The 14236-nt window shown below is 54.0% G+C and carries 12 protein-coding genes; 6 read left to right on the top strand and 6 right to left on the bottom strand.

The window, feature by feature from the left end:
• Positions 1-54: 54 nt before the first annotated feature.
• The 5 genes from AC0LWM_RS30195 to AC0LWM_RS30175 form a co-directional block, all read right to left on the bottom strand.
• Positions 55-1803, bottom strand: a complete 1749-nt coding sequence (locus AC0LWM_RS30195) for an ABC transporter substrate-binding protein (RefSeq protein ID WP_474678751.1) — start codon at positions 1801-1803, stop codon at positions 55-57.
• 61 nt (positions 1804-1864) lie between these two features.
• Positions 1865-2701: a carbohydrate ABC transporter permease gene (locus AC0LWM_RS30190; RefSeq protein WP_474678768.1), complete on the bottom strand. Its 837-nt coding sequence runs from the start codon at positions 2699-2701 to the stop codon at positions 1865-1867.
• A gap of 91 nt (positions 2702-2792) precedes the next feature.
• Positions 2793-3719: an ABC transporter permease gene (locus AC0LWM_RS30185; RefSeq protein ID WP_474678750.1), complete on the bottom strand. Its 927-nt coding sequence runs from the start codon at positions 3717-3719 to the stop codon at positions 2793-2795.
• A 132-nt stretch (positions 3720-3851) separates the two neighbouring features.
• Positions 3852-5420: a response regulator gene (locus AC0LWM_RS30180; protein ID WP_474678749.1), complete on the bottom strand. Its 1569-nt coding sequence runs from the start codon at positions 5418-5420 to the stop codon at positions 3852-3854.
• The gene (locus AC0LWM_RS30175) at positions 5413-7218 is read right to left on the bottom strand and encodes a sensor histidine kinase (RefSeq protein ID WP_474678748.1); all 1806 of its coding nucleotides are present in this window, start codon (positions 7216-7218) and stop codon (positions 5413-5415) included. The genes AC0LWM_RS30180 and AC0LWM_RS30175 overlap by 8 nt, the downstream gene beginning before the upstream one ends.
• A 435-nt stretch (positions 7219-7653) precedes the next feature.
• Here AC0LWM_RS30175 and AC0LWM_RS30170 point away from each other — a divergent pair, with 435 nt between their 5' ends.
• Positions 7654-8595: an MsnO8 family LLM class oxidoreductase gene (locus tag AC0LWM_RS30170; RefSeq protein WP_474678747.1), complete on the top strand. Its 942-nt coding sequence runs from the start codon at positions 7654-7656 to the stop codon at positions 8593-8595.
• A 252-nt stretch (positions 8596-8847) separates the two neighbouring features.
• Here AC0LWM_RS30170 and AC0LWM_RS30165 read toward each other — a convergent pair whose 3' ends face one another.
• Positions 8848-9621, bottom strand: coding sequence for a phosphotransferase (locus AC0LWM_RS30165; RefSeq protein ID WP_474678746.1), 774 nt, complete (start codon positions 9619-9621; stop codon positions 8848-8850).
• Positions 9622-9903: 282 nt separating this feature from the next.
• Between AC0LWM_RS30165 and AC0LWM_RS30160 the strand changes: the two genes are divergently transcribed.
• From AC0LWM_RS30160 to AC0LWM_RS30140, 5 genes are all read left to right on the top strand, one after another.
• A complete protein-coding gene (locus AC0LWM_RS30160; protein WP_474678745.1) occupies positions 9904-10965 on the top strand; it encodes a Gfo/Idh/MocA family protein in 1062 nt (353 codons plus the stop codon).
• A 525-nt stretch (positions 10966-11490) separates the two neighbouring features.
• On the top strand, positions 11491-12249 hold the full coding sequence (locus AC0LWM_RS30155; protein ID WP_474678744.1) for an RNA polymerase sigma factor: 759 nt from the start codon (positions 11491-11493) through the stop codon (positions 12247-12249).
• Between the two features lie 89 nt (positions 12250-12338).
• Complete coding sequence (locus AC0LWM_RS30150; RefSeq protein ID WP_474678743.1) at positions 12339-12761, top strand: VOC family protein; 423 nt, start codon at positions 12339-12341, stop codon at positions 12759-12761.
• A 17-nt stretch (positions 12762-12778) separates the two neighbouring features.
• Positions 12779-13153, top strand: coding sequence for a VOC family protein (locus AC0LWM_RS30145; protein ID WP_474678742.1), 375 nt, complete (start codon positions 12779-12781; stop codon positions 13151-13153).
• Positions 13154-13267: 114 nt separating this feature from the next.
• Positions 13268-14119 carry an EamA family transporter gene (locus AC0LWM_RS30140; protein ID WP_474678741.1) on the top strand — a complete coding sequence of 284 codons (852 nt, stop codon included), beginning with the start codon at positions 13268-13270 and terminating at the stop codon, positions 14117-14119.
• The last annotated feature ends 117 nt before the right edge of the window (positions 14120-14236 follow it).

The following is a 14236-nucleotide window of genomic DNA, read 5'->3' as shown; positions in this document are numbered from 1 at the left end:
ACAACATTAGCCCCGGGGGCCGGCTCAATGCTCGGCAACCGGGGCTAATGTTACTCATTCATTCCATAGCTTGATTCGATCCTGCAGAAGCTTGGTGAACGCTACCTCCATCTGATGGACGCCCGCCGCTTCCAGCTCCTTCATGAATTCGTCCCAAACTTGATCGAAGTTTTCAGGGGCGGCCAAGATCGCTTCCGGTACTTTTTTCTTCACGATGTCTTCGCATTTTTGCGAGATGACGGCCGCTTCCGTATTTTGCGGGATATTGATTTGCCAAGCCTTCCCCCAAGGCTTAACCGGGAATTCCGTGGCCGCCGGGTACAAATCCTTCCACATCTTGGCCTTGTAGTGGGATAAAACGTCTTTTTCCGCATCGGTGTAACTGTCGATGATTTGCTCGATCGAATCGGTAGCATACGTTTGGCCGGTGGAATCCACAACGCCGACGCCGTATTGCGGGAACGGATGGGTGTATAGGCCAATGCCGGTTTTTTTGATGTATTGCGGATCGTTGTTCCGTTTGTCGAGCTCTTCTTTGGGGATGACGCGTTTGCCGTTTTCGATCTTGTAGTGGACGCCTTCAATTCCCCAATAGTTCAAAATTTGCCCTTCGTCGGATGCGAGCCAATCGAGGAATTTGATCGCGCGGACCGGGTCTTTACATGATTTGCTGATCCCGACGCCCCAGCCCGCAGAGTAGCCGGCGTTTTGGAAATCGGCGTATTTAATGCCTTCATGGAGCGTGAGCGGATACATGCCGTACATGCGCTCCGGCTTGCCCGCTTGTCGTAACGCTTGCTCGGCGGTGCCGTATTCCCATTTGGCATCGCTTAAGGCGAGCACGCGGCCCGATGAAATTTTGGCCTGGTACTGGTCGAATTTCTGGACGAAGCTTTCCGGGTCAAGCAAGCCGATGTCGTTCATATGGTTCAACCAGCGAAAATATTCTTTTTCTTCCGGGCGGGTATAGTGAAATACCGCTTTATGCGTTTGCGGATCGATATAAAATTCCCCGTCGTCCGGTCCGCCGGTGGCGAATAAGGCCGGATTCGTTACCGTAATTTTGTACCGCCAATCGTCGGCCAGCAAGGAAAGACCGATCGTCGGCTGCCCGTCGATCGTCGGATATTTGTCCTTGTACGTTTTGATGGCGTTCTCAAAGTCCTGCAGCGTCGACAGCTTCGGATAGCCGAGTTCCTTCACGACGGCATGCTGAAGCTGAAACCCGGTGTTCGGCTGCCATTGCTGGTCGTTTACGCCGAAGGAGCCGAGGAAATAAATCGACTTGTCGGCCAGACTCCAACGCAGCCGTTTCAAATAGTCGCCATACAGCTTCTTAATATTCGGCGCGTATTTGTCGATCAGATCGGTTAAGTCGATGTATGCGCCGGCCTCGACCAGAATGCTTTCATTGCCGTTGCCGTAAATAAGATCGGGATATTCGCCGCTTGCGGCCATCAGCGATATTTTTTGCTTTTCGTCTCCCGCGACATACTCGATCTTGAGCTTGACGCCCGTCAACTCCGTAATTTTGCGCCCGACGGGACTTTCCATGTTCTCATAGTTCGAGTTAGGCTGGCCGGCATACATCGTAAACGTGATCGGCGATTTGTCGTCCGCGGCCGGAGTTGTACCGTCGTCGCCTTTTCCGGTATCGTTCTTCGCCGTGTCTCTTTGCTTCGTATCGTCGGAAGCCGTCTCTGGGGAATCGGACTTCTCGGAGGAGACGCATCCGGCCAGCGGCACCGCGAGCAGCATCAAGACGGCGATGAGAATCAACGACTTGCTCCATTTCCTTTTCACCCTGTACCCTCTCCTTATCTACCCTTATCGTATCAAACGGATTTCCCCCTGTATACGATCTTCAGCTTTTTACGGCGCCGAGCGTCAGTCCTTTGACGAAATATTTTTGAAGGAACGGATAAACGACAAGGATTGGCACCGTAGCGACCATCGTAATCGCCATGCGGATTGATTCCGGCGAAACGCGGCCCGCTTGAGCGGCTTCGCCGCCGTACGCTTGGTTCCGGCTGCCGCTGAATGCCGTGTTTTGCAATATTTTCATCAGCTCGTATTGCAGGGTGGTCAGTCCGGTTTTGCCGCTGTTATACAAAAACGTGTCGAACCAGGCATTCCACTGCCCGACGGCGATGAACAACGCGATCGTCGCGAGCACCGGTTTGCTTAGCGGCACAATGATCCGCCAGAAAATCGTCCAATCGTTCGCACCGTCAAGCTTGGCGGATTCCTGCAGATTGTAGGGCAAGCCGTCCATATAAGAGCGAAGCACGAATATGTTCCAGGCGTTGACCAGCCCGGGGAAAATGTAGACCCAAAACGAATTCAGCAAGTGCAGGTCGCGCAGCAGCATATAAACGGGGATCAGGCCGCCGGAAACATACAACGTCAGCGCCAGCGCAACCGAAACGAAGCGGCGTGCGGCAAAATCTTGCCGGCTGAGCGTAAACGCGATCATCGCGGCGCTGAACAATCCGAGCACCGTGCCGATGACGGTGCGCAGCACGGAGTTTTGAAAAGCGGTGAGCAGGTCGGCATACTGGAAAATCGCCCGGTAATTGTCCAGCGTAAACAAGCGGGGCCACAAATAAATGCCGCCTCGGACAGAATCGGTCGCATCGTTGAACGAAATCGCCAATATGTTCAGGAACGGGTAAAGCGTAACGACGCCGACACAGGTCATGAACACATAGAGGCCAACGTCAAACCTGATGTCGCCGGTGCTCCGGCGTATTCTGGCTGCGGTTCCATGCACCGGAACTCCTCCCTTGTCGTTAAATGACGCTTTCTTTTGTCAACCGTTTGAAAATGCCGTTCGAAACGAGCAGCAGCATAATGCTGACGACCGAATTGAACATCCCGATCGCGGTCCCGTACGAATAGCGTCCTACCTTGATGCCGTAGTTCAGTACGTACAAATCAAGCACTTCGGCATAATCCTTCACGAGCGGATTGCCAAGCAGGTATTGCTTCTCGAAGCCGATGCTCGTCAGCCAGCCGATGGACAGGATCAGCATCACCATAATCGTCGTCCGGATTCCCGGAAGCGTAATATGCCATATGCGTCTCAGCCTCCCCGCACCGTCGACCGTAGCGGCTTCGTACAGCTCCGGATCGATGCCGATAATCGCCGCCAGGAAAATAATCGAGTTCCAGCCCGTTTCCTTCCAAATGTCCGCTAACGTCACGATCCACCAAAACATATGCTCATTCGCCATAAATTGAATCGGCTTATCGATCAGATGCAAGCCGAGTAGAATGTCGTTCACGATGCCGCCGTCGGTGGATAGCATTTTGGTTACTAGGCCGGCCGCGATAACCCAGGAGACGAAATGCGGGAGATAGGCGATCGTCTGGACGGACCTTTTGAAAGCGCGCAGGCGAACTTCGTTGAGCAGGATGGCGAACAGAATGGGCACCGTGTAACCCGCGATCAAATTTAAAAAGCTCATGGCCAGCGTATTGCGCAGGACGAGGTAAAACCTTTCATCGGAAAACAGCTCCGCGAAGTGTTCGAGGCCTACCCACTGCTGGGCCCAAAACGGCTTCCCGGGACGATAATTTTGGAAAGCCATCGTCCAGCCCCAGATCGGAATGTAGTTGAATACGAACAGCCAAGCGATAAAAGGAAACGACATCAGAAACAAATACCGCTGCCGCAGCAGTACGTGCCATCTGCTTTTTTTTCCGCGAGACCCCATACAATCTCTCCCATGTGTCCTTGATTTCCCCGTCCATCAAGCGTAACAAAATCCGCCCGAACGAAATACCCGGCACATTGGCGTTGTTTTCCCGCAACAATTAGAGGTGCACCCGGAAGCGGGAGCACCTCGTTACTCGGGATGTTCGCGATAAGCGGAAGGGGGCATCCCGACATACTTTTTAAATTTGCCGCAAAAATAATCGACGTTCGCATAACCGACCTTTTCCGCCGTTTGGTGCACCTTCCAGCCTTGCCGCAGCAATTGCTTGGCGCCCTCGATCCGAAGGCGGTCCAAATACGTATTGAAGGATTCGCCCGTATGCTGCTTGAACAGCTTGCCGAGATAGCTGCTGTTATAATGGAACATTTCCGCGAGCGCCTCCAGCTTCAACTCTTTGTTGTAATGGCGCCGGATAAAGTCCAGCATGTTCAGCAGCGCAGCGCCCGGCCTATCCTTGTGAAGCGCGTCCGACAGCTCCGACAGCTTGGCGTGAATGTACGCCAGAAGTCCTTCCAGCGTGCGATGCCCGTACAACTCCGATTGAATCGCCAAAAAAGGGGATAATAGGTCGCGCAGCGGTTCGTTCGCATGCATAAGCTGATGGATGGCGGTTACATATAACAGGGCAAGCTGCATGGTCACGCTCTCTTGGGACCAGGCGCCGCACAGCAGTCCGCCCGCCGCTTCGTCCAAGCGTTGCCGGATGATGGCAGAATCGCCCGCATCGATGGCAAAAGCGAGCTTTTCCGCCGCTTTCCCAGGGTCGTACGCTTGGATCGCGGTTGCGGTTTGCACCGAAGCGGAGAATCGCCGCTTCTCGGCTGTTTGCTCCTCAATCCAGAAATCGTCCTCCGGACGAAGGATAAATTTATTTCGCGATAGCGTCTTCGCGCTTTCGTACGAAGCGTTGATCTGAGAAGCTTCCTTCACCTTGGCGCCGGCGCAAACAACCAGATCATGCCCGAATTCGACAAGGATGCCGCTGCGCAATTCCGCCAGCAACGGCTTCATAGCCGCCGGCGATACGTCCTTTGATAAGACGGCTGTATTATCGTCGAGCTTGAGGGCATATCCTAGTGATTCCGCTTCCAGGCGAGATTGCAGACGCTGTTGGACCGTATGGCGGACTTCCGCCGAATCGGGCTTCGGCTCGATCTCCGCCAAGAACACTTGGTAGCTTTTCCATGGGAAACCTAGGCTAGGCAGGGCGGCGGCATACGACGGATCGTCCGCGGCGGAGGTATCGCCTAGCAGAAGTCTTTGCAGCAGCCGTTCTCTCTGCAGTACGAGGGAGCCTTCCCGTTGTTCGCGCAGTGCCTTCTCTTGATCGATCATGGAGCGCAGGCGGCTTAACTTATCGAGCAGTTCGACGGGATCGACCGGTTTAAGCAAATAGCTGTCCACGCCGTATTCAATCGCTTTTCTCGCGTAATGAAACTCGGAATATCCGGTTAAAATGATGAACCGGCAGGACATGCCGCGTTTGATGATTTCTTCGATCATATGCAAGCCGTCCATCCCGGGCATTCGAATGTCGGCGACAACGACATCCGGCTGCAGCTCGGCGCACCGGCGCAAGCCGTCCTTTCCGTTCGCGGCGTCGCCGCATACGGCAAATCCATGCCGATCCCAATCGATCAATGTTTTGAGACCCTCGCGAATCGAAGGTTCGTCATCCACAAGCAGCACCTTATACACGGGGGTCCTCCTCCGCCGGCATCGTAATCGCCACAACCGTTCCCGTTCCTTTTATGCTTTCGATGGAAAGGCCGTATTCCTTGCCGTACGACAGCTGGATGCGCTGATGTACATTGCGCAAGCCGATCCGCGATTCCGTCTCGTTCCCGTCCCGGTCTTCAGGTTCGCTTAGCCGTTTGGCGATTTGCCGCAGCCGATCCTCCTGTATCCCGACTCCGTTATCAACGACGACAATCGAGAGCATTCCATCCGTTTCTTTGCCGATGACGGTAACCGTTCCGGCACCCTCTTTGCACTCCAGGCCATGAATGACCGCATTTTCGACAATGGGCTGCAGGATGAACGGAAATACCAGGTATCGCATCACTTTGCTTTCGATGTTCAAATGAAACGTCAGACGGTCGCCGAAGCGGAATTTTTGAATTTCCAGGTAGCATTTCACGCGTTCGATTTCTTCCGACAGCGGCATTTTTTCGTTGCTCCGCTCCAAGCTTTTACGCATCAATTTCCCAAGCAGGAGGACGGCATTAGCGATTTCACCCTCGCCGTTGTTGTGAGCCTTCATTCGGATCGTTTCCAATGTGTTGAACAAAAAGTGCGGATTAATCTGGCTCGCCAGCATTTTTAATTTGATTTCCTTTTGCTTGATGACAAGCTGGTTTTTTTGCTCGTTGGCGGTTTGGACTTCGTCCATCAAGCCGCGGATGCTATCCACCATCCGGTTGAACTGCCGGGACACTTGCCCGATCTCGTCTTCTCCCTCGAGGGAGGAGGAGACGCGGAAATTGCCGGAAGCGACCTTCTTGATTTCTTTGCTTAAGCGACGCAGCCGCCGTCCGAGAATGTTGGAGAATACGAGGATAAGGACGAATGCAAGCAGCATGCTGGCCAACATAATGAGCAGGCTGACTTTGCTGATTTGATTGGCGTCCCCGACGATGGCTTCGATCGGAAAAACGGAAACGATCCAAACGCCATTGTGACTCGACTCGGGTTCGTACCGTTCGATAATCACCTTGGAAGGTTTTCCGTCGTATACCGCCTCGAACGTTCCGCTACGCGGCTTGTTCGAAGCCAAGGAATATTGCAGCTGCTCGATGCTTTTGCCGATCAATATGTCGTTGTTCGAGGCGGCGACAAGTCCGTCATCGGTAATGATCATCGTTTCGAACGGCTCGCGGTCGAGCAGCGATTGGATGACGCTCATATCGACCCCGATTACGAGCATGCCGTAACTTTTGTCGTTCTGGTAGGCGATTTTCCGGACAAGACTTAGCTCAAACCGGTTTCCTTTGGTTTCGTCGCCGATATAATGCCAGCCCATCCGGCCTTGGGCCGTTAATGCCTGCCGATACCAACCCGATTCGGAAATTTCGCCGGTTTCGCGGAAAAATTCCCAGTTATTCAGCATCGTATCGTTTTTCGTATACATGCGGATCGAAGAAATTTCCTTGTACAGCCGTACGTAATCTTTAAAATCGGTAAACTCGGAGTACGCTTTGACCACGTCAAAGGTTGATTCATAACGCGTATTGACTAGCTTTCTCAACTTCTTGTCGATAAAGATTTGATTGGAAATATCGATGGGCACGCGCAAAATTTCCGCTGTCCGTTTCTTGATGTTTTCCACGCTGTCCGATGATTGCCGGATCGCTCCGTTCAGCGCCATTTCCCGCAGCGAGTGGGTCAGTGCAAGTCCAACCAGCATAACGGGGACGGCCACAACGACGAGGTAGGTGATGATCAGCTTGTTTTGGATGTTGATATTGTTGGCGGCTTTCATGAGTCTGGCTAACATTTATGTATCTCCGGATTGATATGGAATGCCCAGCTGTTTGCAAGCGTCTCCGAACAAAAATGACAATCGATCCATGCCATGATGGATTCCTCCGGTTTCTCTCCATTAGAGTAGAAAAATCTAGAAATCATTGTAGGGCATCCGTTGCAGGTTGGCAATAAGGGAATTTTTAAAGAAATCGGTCATACATGGGTATGCGTGAATGAGACATCGGGTGCAAACCTTACGGCTGTGCGGAACCGATGAGGAGGAGGCGGGGGCTGACCATCTCTAATTTGGATAGGATAAATGCGCTAATTTTACGGGTAATACGCCCCATGCCCGATCATGAACTCGTAAAAAAGCGCGAAGCTGCCCCGCGTTTCGCGCCGCAAAGGCAAAGGTCCATAACATATGGCTTTTCATGGTATATTAAGAGTGAATGGAGGACCAGTGATGATGATCAAATTAAGCCTGCTTGATTTTGCGCCGATTCTGCAAGGAGTCGAACCGCGCGAGGCATTGCGGCAAACGGTGCTGCTGGCGCAAGCCGCCGAACGGCTTGGCTTCACCCGCTTCTGGGTGCCGGAGCACCATGACATGGAGCATCTCGCCTCCATGTGTCCGGAAGTGCTGCTCGCGCATATCGGAGCGCAGACGGAGCGCATTCGGCTCGGCTCAGGCGCGGTATTGCTGCCGCACTATAAGCCGATCAAGGTTGCGGAGACGTTCCATCTGCTGGCGACGCTGCACCCGGGGCGAATCGATTTGGGCATCGGCCGGGCGCCGGGCGGATCTGCTCACGTAACGATGGCGTTAAGCGACAACTTTCTGGACAACGTGCGCCGCTTTCCCGAATCGCTGCAGGCTTTGACGGAGCTGCTCGACGGAAAATACCGGGTGGAGGATACGCCCGTTGCGGCGCGGCCGGTTCCGCCTTCGCCGCCGGAGCTTTGGCTGCTCGGCACGAATAGGAAAAGCGCGGAATACGCCGCCCGTTACGGTACCGGTTACGTGTTCGGGCAGTTCATGAGCGAACGGGATGCGGCCGAGGCGCTGTCCATCTACCGGGGCGAATTCCGGCCGTCCCGGCTGCTGCAGGAGCCGCGGGTGATCATTGCCATCGGAGCGATCTGCGCGGAGACGGAGGCCGAGGCCAGGCGGCATGCCGCAGCAGGGGCGGGCCGGTTGTTCGCAGGTGGCAACGATGCGGACGATAGCGGGGCAGGGCTATCGGATCGGCTGCTAGTCGGGACGCCCGAGCAAGTAAAGGATCGCCTGCTGCGAATGGAAGACGATTACCGTGTGGATGAATTTATGCTGGTTACCCCGGCGCCCGATTACGCTTCCCGGCATCGTTCCATTGAGTTGCTGGCGCGTTCTGTTTTGACGGTATAACAATACCTTATGCGGCATGGGCTGCAATCCGAACGGGAGAAGGCACATGTTGGATAAGTATGCCTTGTCCAGGCTATTATTCGGAGCTAGCTCCTCGATGGATGAAACTGCGTGATAGGTAGCCTTTTTTTAAAATATATGGAAACAATAAAAAACAGCCCCGGTGAACTGCACCTCCTTTGTTAGTCGTGTCTAACAAAAGGGGTGCAGTTCATGAAGGGGCTGCTTAGTAATCGTGTGCCTCAGTACGGGTTATGCCAGGGCTCGTTCCAGAACGATGCGATTGCGCAGCATCCATGCCGCGGCGCGGGCTTTCCAGGCGAAGCCCCACAGCGGGCCTTGTCGATTCGGCGTAACCTTTTGTTCAATGGCTTCATTGGCGGTTTCGCATACGGCGACTTCGATGATCCGTTCGAGAAGAACGCGCCGTACGCCGGCCGCAGCGCCGTAAGCATCGGCGAGCAGCCGCAATTGCCGCGCCCGAACGTCCAGGGAAGGCAGACCGACCCTCTCGGCGACATCGTCGTCATGCAGCTGCGGGTACAGCCAGCATACCCGGGCAAGCTCGGCGATCGGATCAACCGGGCCGGCATATTCCCAATCGATCACGGCGATTGGCAGACCGTCCCTCGTCACCGTGTTCCACGGCGCAAAGTCGCCGTGGCCGATCACGCGTCTTCCTTCGCCCAAGTCGCGCAAGAACCAAGGCTGCCATACGGCATCGGCGGCAGGCTCGAACGTAGCGGTCGCATCATGGAGCCGCCGCAGCATCCGACCGACTTCGACGATTCCTTCGTCGCTCCAAGGACCGGGATGAACGAATTCGCCTTCGATAAAGCCGAGCATATCGCGTCCGTCCTCGCTGAATCCGGAGCCGATTACGCGCGGAGCCGGAAAGCCTTCGTTCTCCAAATGCTTCAATAAAGCGTGTACGCTCGTGGTCCACGGGCTTGCAGGCCGGAGCACGACGTCATCCTTGCGGTTCACCGATTTGTCTGCTGACAATAAAGTTTCCTGATTGTTCATGAGTATACCCCTTTCGGATGGCGAGGGGTCGCGCGGTTTAAAGGGCGAGTGATGCGTGACTCCCTCGATTTTTCGCCCATTCCGTATATACTTTGCTTTCCATATAAACGCCTCCCGATGATATAGTCAAGATTAGCGTACCATACTCGATTTTTCTATTACAGGGAAACTTTCAGTATACTTGAACAAATCGAATCCGCGCTTGGTTTGGCGGCGATAATCGAAATCAGTTACAATGAACGTAACAAAATAAAAACACATATCCAGGAGGCATTGAATGCGATGAGCACGGTACGTATCGGCGTTATTGGAGCAGGCAACATCGGAAATGTACACATGTCCATTTTTGGCGCATTGGAAGAAGCGCAAATCATTGCGGTGACGGACACGTTCAAGGCGCTTGCCGACAAACGGGCACAAGAATACGGCATCCCGAAAGTGTATGAGACGCCGGAGGAGCTGATAGACGATCCGGACATCGACGCCGTCATCGTCTGCGTGCCGAATAAGTGGCATGCGCCGCTTGCGATCCGCGCCATGCAGGCGGACAAGCACGTGCTGCTGGAGAAGCCGATGGGTATCGACGCAGCTTCGGCCAAGTCGATCATGCAGGCGCAGCAGGAAACCGGCAAGGTGCTGATGGTATCGCATCAGATGCGCTGGGAATGGATGGCGCGCCAAGTGAAGGAGCAGGTCGACAAAGGCGCGCTCGGCACCATTTATAACGCGAAAGCGGGCTGGTTCCGCCGCAAGGGCATCCCGGGCTGGGGCACCTGGTTCACGCAAAAAAGCGAATCGGGCGGCGGTCCGCTGATCGATATCGGCGTTCATTTGCTGGATTTGTCGCTGTACTTGATGGGCAATCCGAAGCCGGTTTCCGTTTACGGTTCCACCTACGCGGAGTTCGGACCGAAGAAACGCGGTATCGGCACGTGGGGTACGCCGAACTGGTCCGGTTATTACGATGTAGAGGACTTGGCTACCGCGCTGATCAAGATGGACAACGGCGCCACCTTATCGCTTGAGGTCAGCTGGGCCGTGCATATGGATACGGACAGCGGCTCCTTCATCCATCTGATGGGAACGGAAGGCGGCGTATCGATGCACGGCGGCAAGGGCAAGCTGCTGACCGAGCAGTTCGACCGCGCGGTGGATGTCGACCTCGTAAAGCCGGACAATCCGGAAGACGAGCGGACGCTGATGAGCAAGCATTTTATCGACTGCATCGTGCATGGCAAGCAACCGCTGACCTCGGCGCTGACCGGCTACACGAACAATCTCATCCTCGAAGCGATTTACGAATCGTCGCGAACCGGCAACGAAGTGAAGCTGGTTTGGGACTAGGCGAATGAAGGACGCCCCATGAAAAATGACCGCCGAGTCGGACTCGGCGGTTCATTTTGTTGTTATCCAACGTATTCGTTATCGCGAAGGGAGCGCGGGGGAACCCTATTCGCTTGGGCGAGAAAAGTATACTAGTTTGCTGCAGTCTCAATCCATTGCACAACATGCAATGGTTGCGGAGATAAGCGACCGTAGATCTGATTTCTATTGCACAACATACAATACGAAGACTCGTTTTTGGGCATTTTCGCGATAAAATCGCAAATTCATTGTATGAACTGCAATGTTATTTTATCTCGAGTCCGATTTAGTGAAATCGATTGTACGAAATACAATCGTTTTTTGTTTGATCGCTCTTTCAATCACCGCAGTTAGTGCCTGATCCTCCCTACTGACAAAACGATGATGATCCACTTCTTATTCTGCTACGGGTATATTCCTCCCCATTCCACAGTCATTAGCAGGGAATCCTTTCCTTCCGCCGAAATGATGAGGTATCACTATGCGGGAAAGGCAGGAAGCCGGATGAACGACAAGCATGCTCCGGAGACATCCAAGGCGTATATGATCGATATCGTCAACCGGTATCGAAAAGAACTGTTCAGGTATTGCATGCTGCTGACGAAATCGTCATGGGAAGCCGACGATCTTGTACAGGAAACGTTGACCAAGCTGTTCGCATTAGGCTTGAAGAAGCCGTTATCCATACAAAAAGCATATCTGTTTCGCGCGGCGACGAACGCTTGGATCGATATTTGCCGTAAGAAGAAGGCGTATATCGAAGAGCCGCTGGACGAATATGCCCCCGCGGCGCAAGATGCCGATCCGCTGGAATTGCAGGATTCCATGCAATATATGCTGCATTTGCTGCCCGTCGGACAGGTCGTCGTTGTGCTGCTGATCGATGTTTTTCATTTTACGCCAAAAGAAACGGCCGAAATGTTATCTTCGACCGAAGGCGCGGTCAAAGCGATGCTGCATCGCGCTCGTTCGGCGCTGCGGCGACAAGCACAGCTTGGCGGAGGAGCCGGTTCGCTATGGAAAGAGAAGCGTGCGCCCATTAAGAACGGGCGCAACTCGCCGCAAGAGCCTCCCGGACATTGGATGGCCCGGTTTGTCGCTGCATTCCGGCGCGAAGATCCGCTCGAAATTGCGCGTTTGTACATGTCTCTGCAGCAGAACGAGGTTGAGGTTGGGCATACGCCGGCAGGCAACGGCTTATATTTCCGTTTTCGCGATCCATCCGGCGGATGGTGCGTTGTGGAATCGGAACAACTATTTTAACAGAGTAGAGAAATTTTATCGCGATATCGTATCGATTTCGATTCGTTTCACGTTATACAAGCGAATCCGATTATCGAAGGAGGACTGACATGAACGAAACCATATTAAACCGGATCCGCATGGTAACGCTGCGCGTCTCGAATCTATCCGCTTCCGAGCAATGGTATTCGGCAAAGCTAGGGCTTCGCGTCATTTGGCGCAACGAGTCGATGGTCTGCTTGCAGCCGAGAGAGCCGTGGGGAACGGTTATCGTGTTGGTGGCGGCGGATAGCCCGGGCAGGTTCGAACGGGAATCGGCGGTTCATTTTACGACAAAGGATATTCAAAAGGCTTATGATAAGGTGCGGCAAAGCGGGGTCTATTCGGAACCGATTCGGAAGTCCGGACCGTTGTCGGCTTTTTATTACCGCGATTCGTCGGGACAACCGACCATCCTGTGGTCGCCGGACCCGGTCGAGTATTGCGAAGATATGGCCAATATGATGGCGCGTTTCGCGCCTGCCTTTGCATAGCGGAGAGGAGCGAGAGTATGAGTCAAAATAGTCAGCTATTATCCCATATCGGGGTCGTGTTTCGCCATGTGGACAAGGTGGATGAGCTTCGCGATTTTTATGAACAGGTGCTAGGCATGAAAAGGTGCTGGATCGACGGGAAGACGGGGGCTACCGGCTTACAGGGCGGCCTTGAACCGGGCCCTACCTTTATTGTCGATTCTCGCGGGCACAGCCACGATAGTGAAGTTGTTTGCAATTTTGAGACGGGTGATGTACAGGCGGTTCATTGGCAATTGCAGTCGAACCAAGTTCAAGTCGGACCGATTCAAACCTTCAAAGACCGGTCGGCGCTGTTTCATTTTATCGATCCGGACGGCTATACGCTGATGATTTGGGGCTGCGAGCAATAGTTTACGAAAAACACACCTTTTTCCTGTTGCAAGTTGCCCGGGCGTGCTCTATATTCAATCTGGTGATTGTTAGAGAGCCGATTTTGAAGCAGCTAGAGGAAGGAAGTGTCCAGGGTGTTCGCGCTATCGATAGCGCTCGTCATCGCCTCGGGCTTAACGCATGCGGTGTGGAATTTGTACACCAAGCAAAGCCGTGACAAAAGCGCGTTTTTGTGGCTGATTAACGCGCCGACGACCGCCTTACTATTGCCTTATTTCATTTGGGAGCTGGCGACGAGGGATATCCCGCCGGAGGCGTATGTATACATGCTGGCCTCGTTCCTGCTGCAATTCGTTTACGCCCGCTTGCTCTGCAAAACGTACGAGGCGGGGGACATGTCCCAGGTGTACCCGATCATGCGCGGTACTTCGACGCTGCTCGTTCCGGTATTCGGCGTGGCGATATTCGAGGAATCGTTATCGGTCGTCGCATGGATCGGCCTCGCGGGCATCATCGCCGGTTTTTTCATTAACGGCGGATGGATGGAGCGCCGCGGGAGAGCCGACATCAACCGCAAGGCGCTGCTGCTTGCGATCGGCGTTGGGTTGATCACGACGTTGTTCGTGCTGGCGGATAAGATGAACGTGAACAATTTGTCTCCGTTCTCCATGCTGGAGGTCGCCAATCTTGGCTTTATCCTTGCGCTCACTCCGGCTACGCTGCGTGAATCGCGATGGAAGCGGGAATGGCAGGCGAACCGGAATGTGCTGCTGCTCGGCATCGTTCTGTCGCCGGGCTCGTATATATTGTTCCTGCTGGCGATGAAGCTGGCGCCGATCGCGTACATTTCCCCGATCCGCGAGATCGGTACCGTATTCGGAACGGTGCTCGGAATCGCCGTGCTCAAGGAATTGCAGGGCCGGCGACGCATTATCGGGGCCACGGTCATCGCGTTTGGCATTGTGGCGATCGGCATGGCGGGATGAGCACAAAGTCGCGGATCGCTATCGTTCGGAGGAGTAGACACTCGTAATCCATGATTACAAACAAACCGGCAATACGCAGATTGGAATTCATCCACTCTGCGCATTGCCGGTTTTTTG

Source organism: Paenibacillus sp. sgz302148, assembly GCF_056120465.1.
Note: the sequence above shows the minus strand (reverse complement) of the source record. Positions and strands in the feature narration are given on the sequence as shown.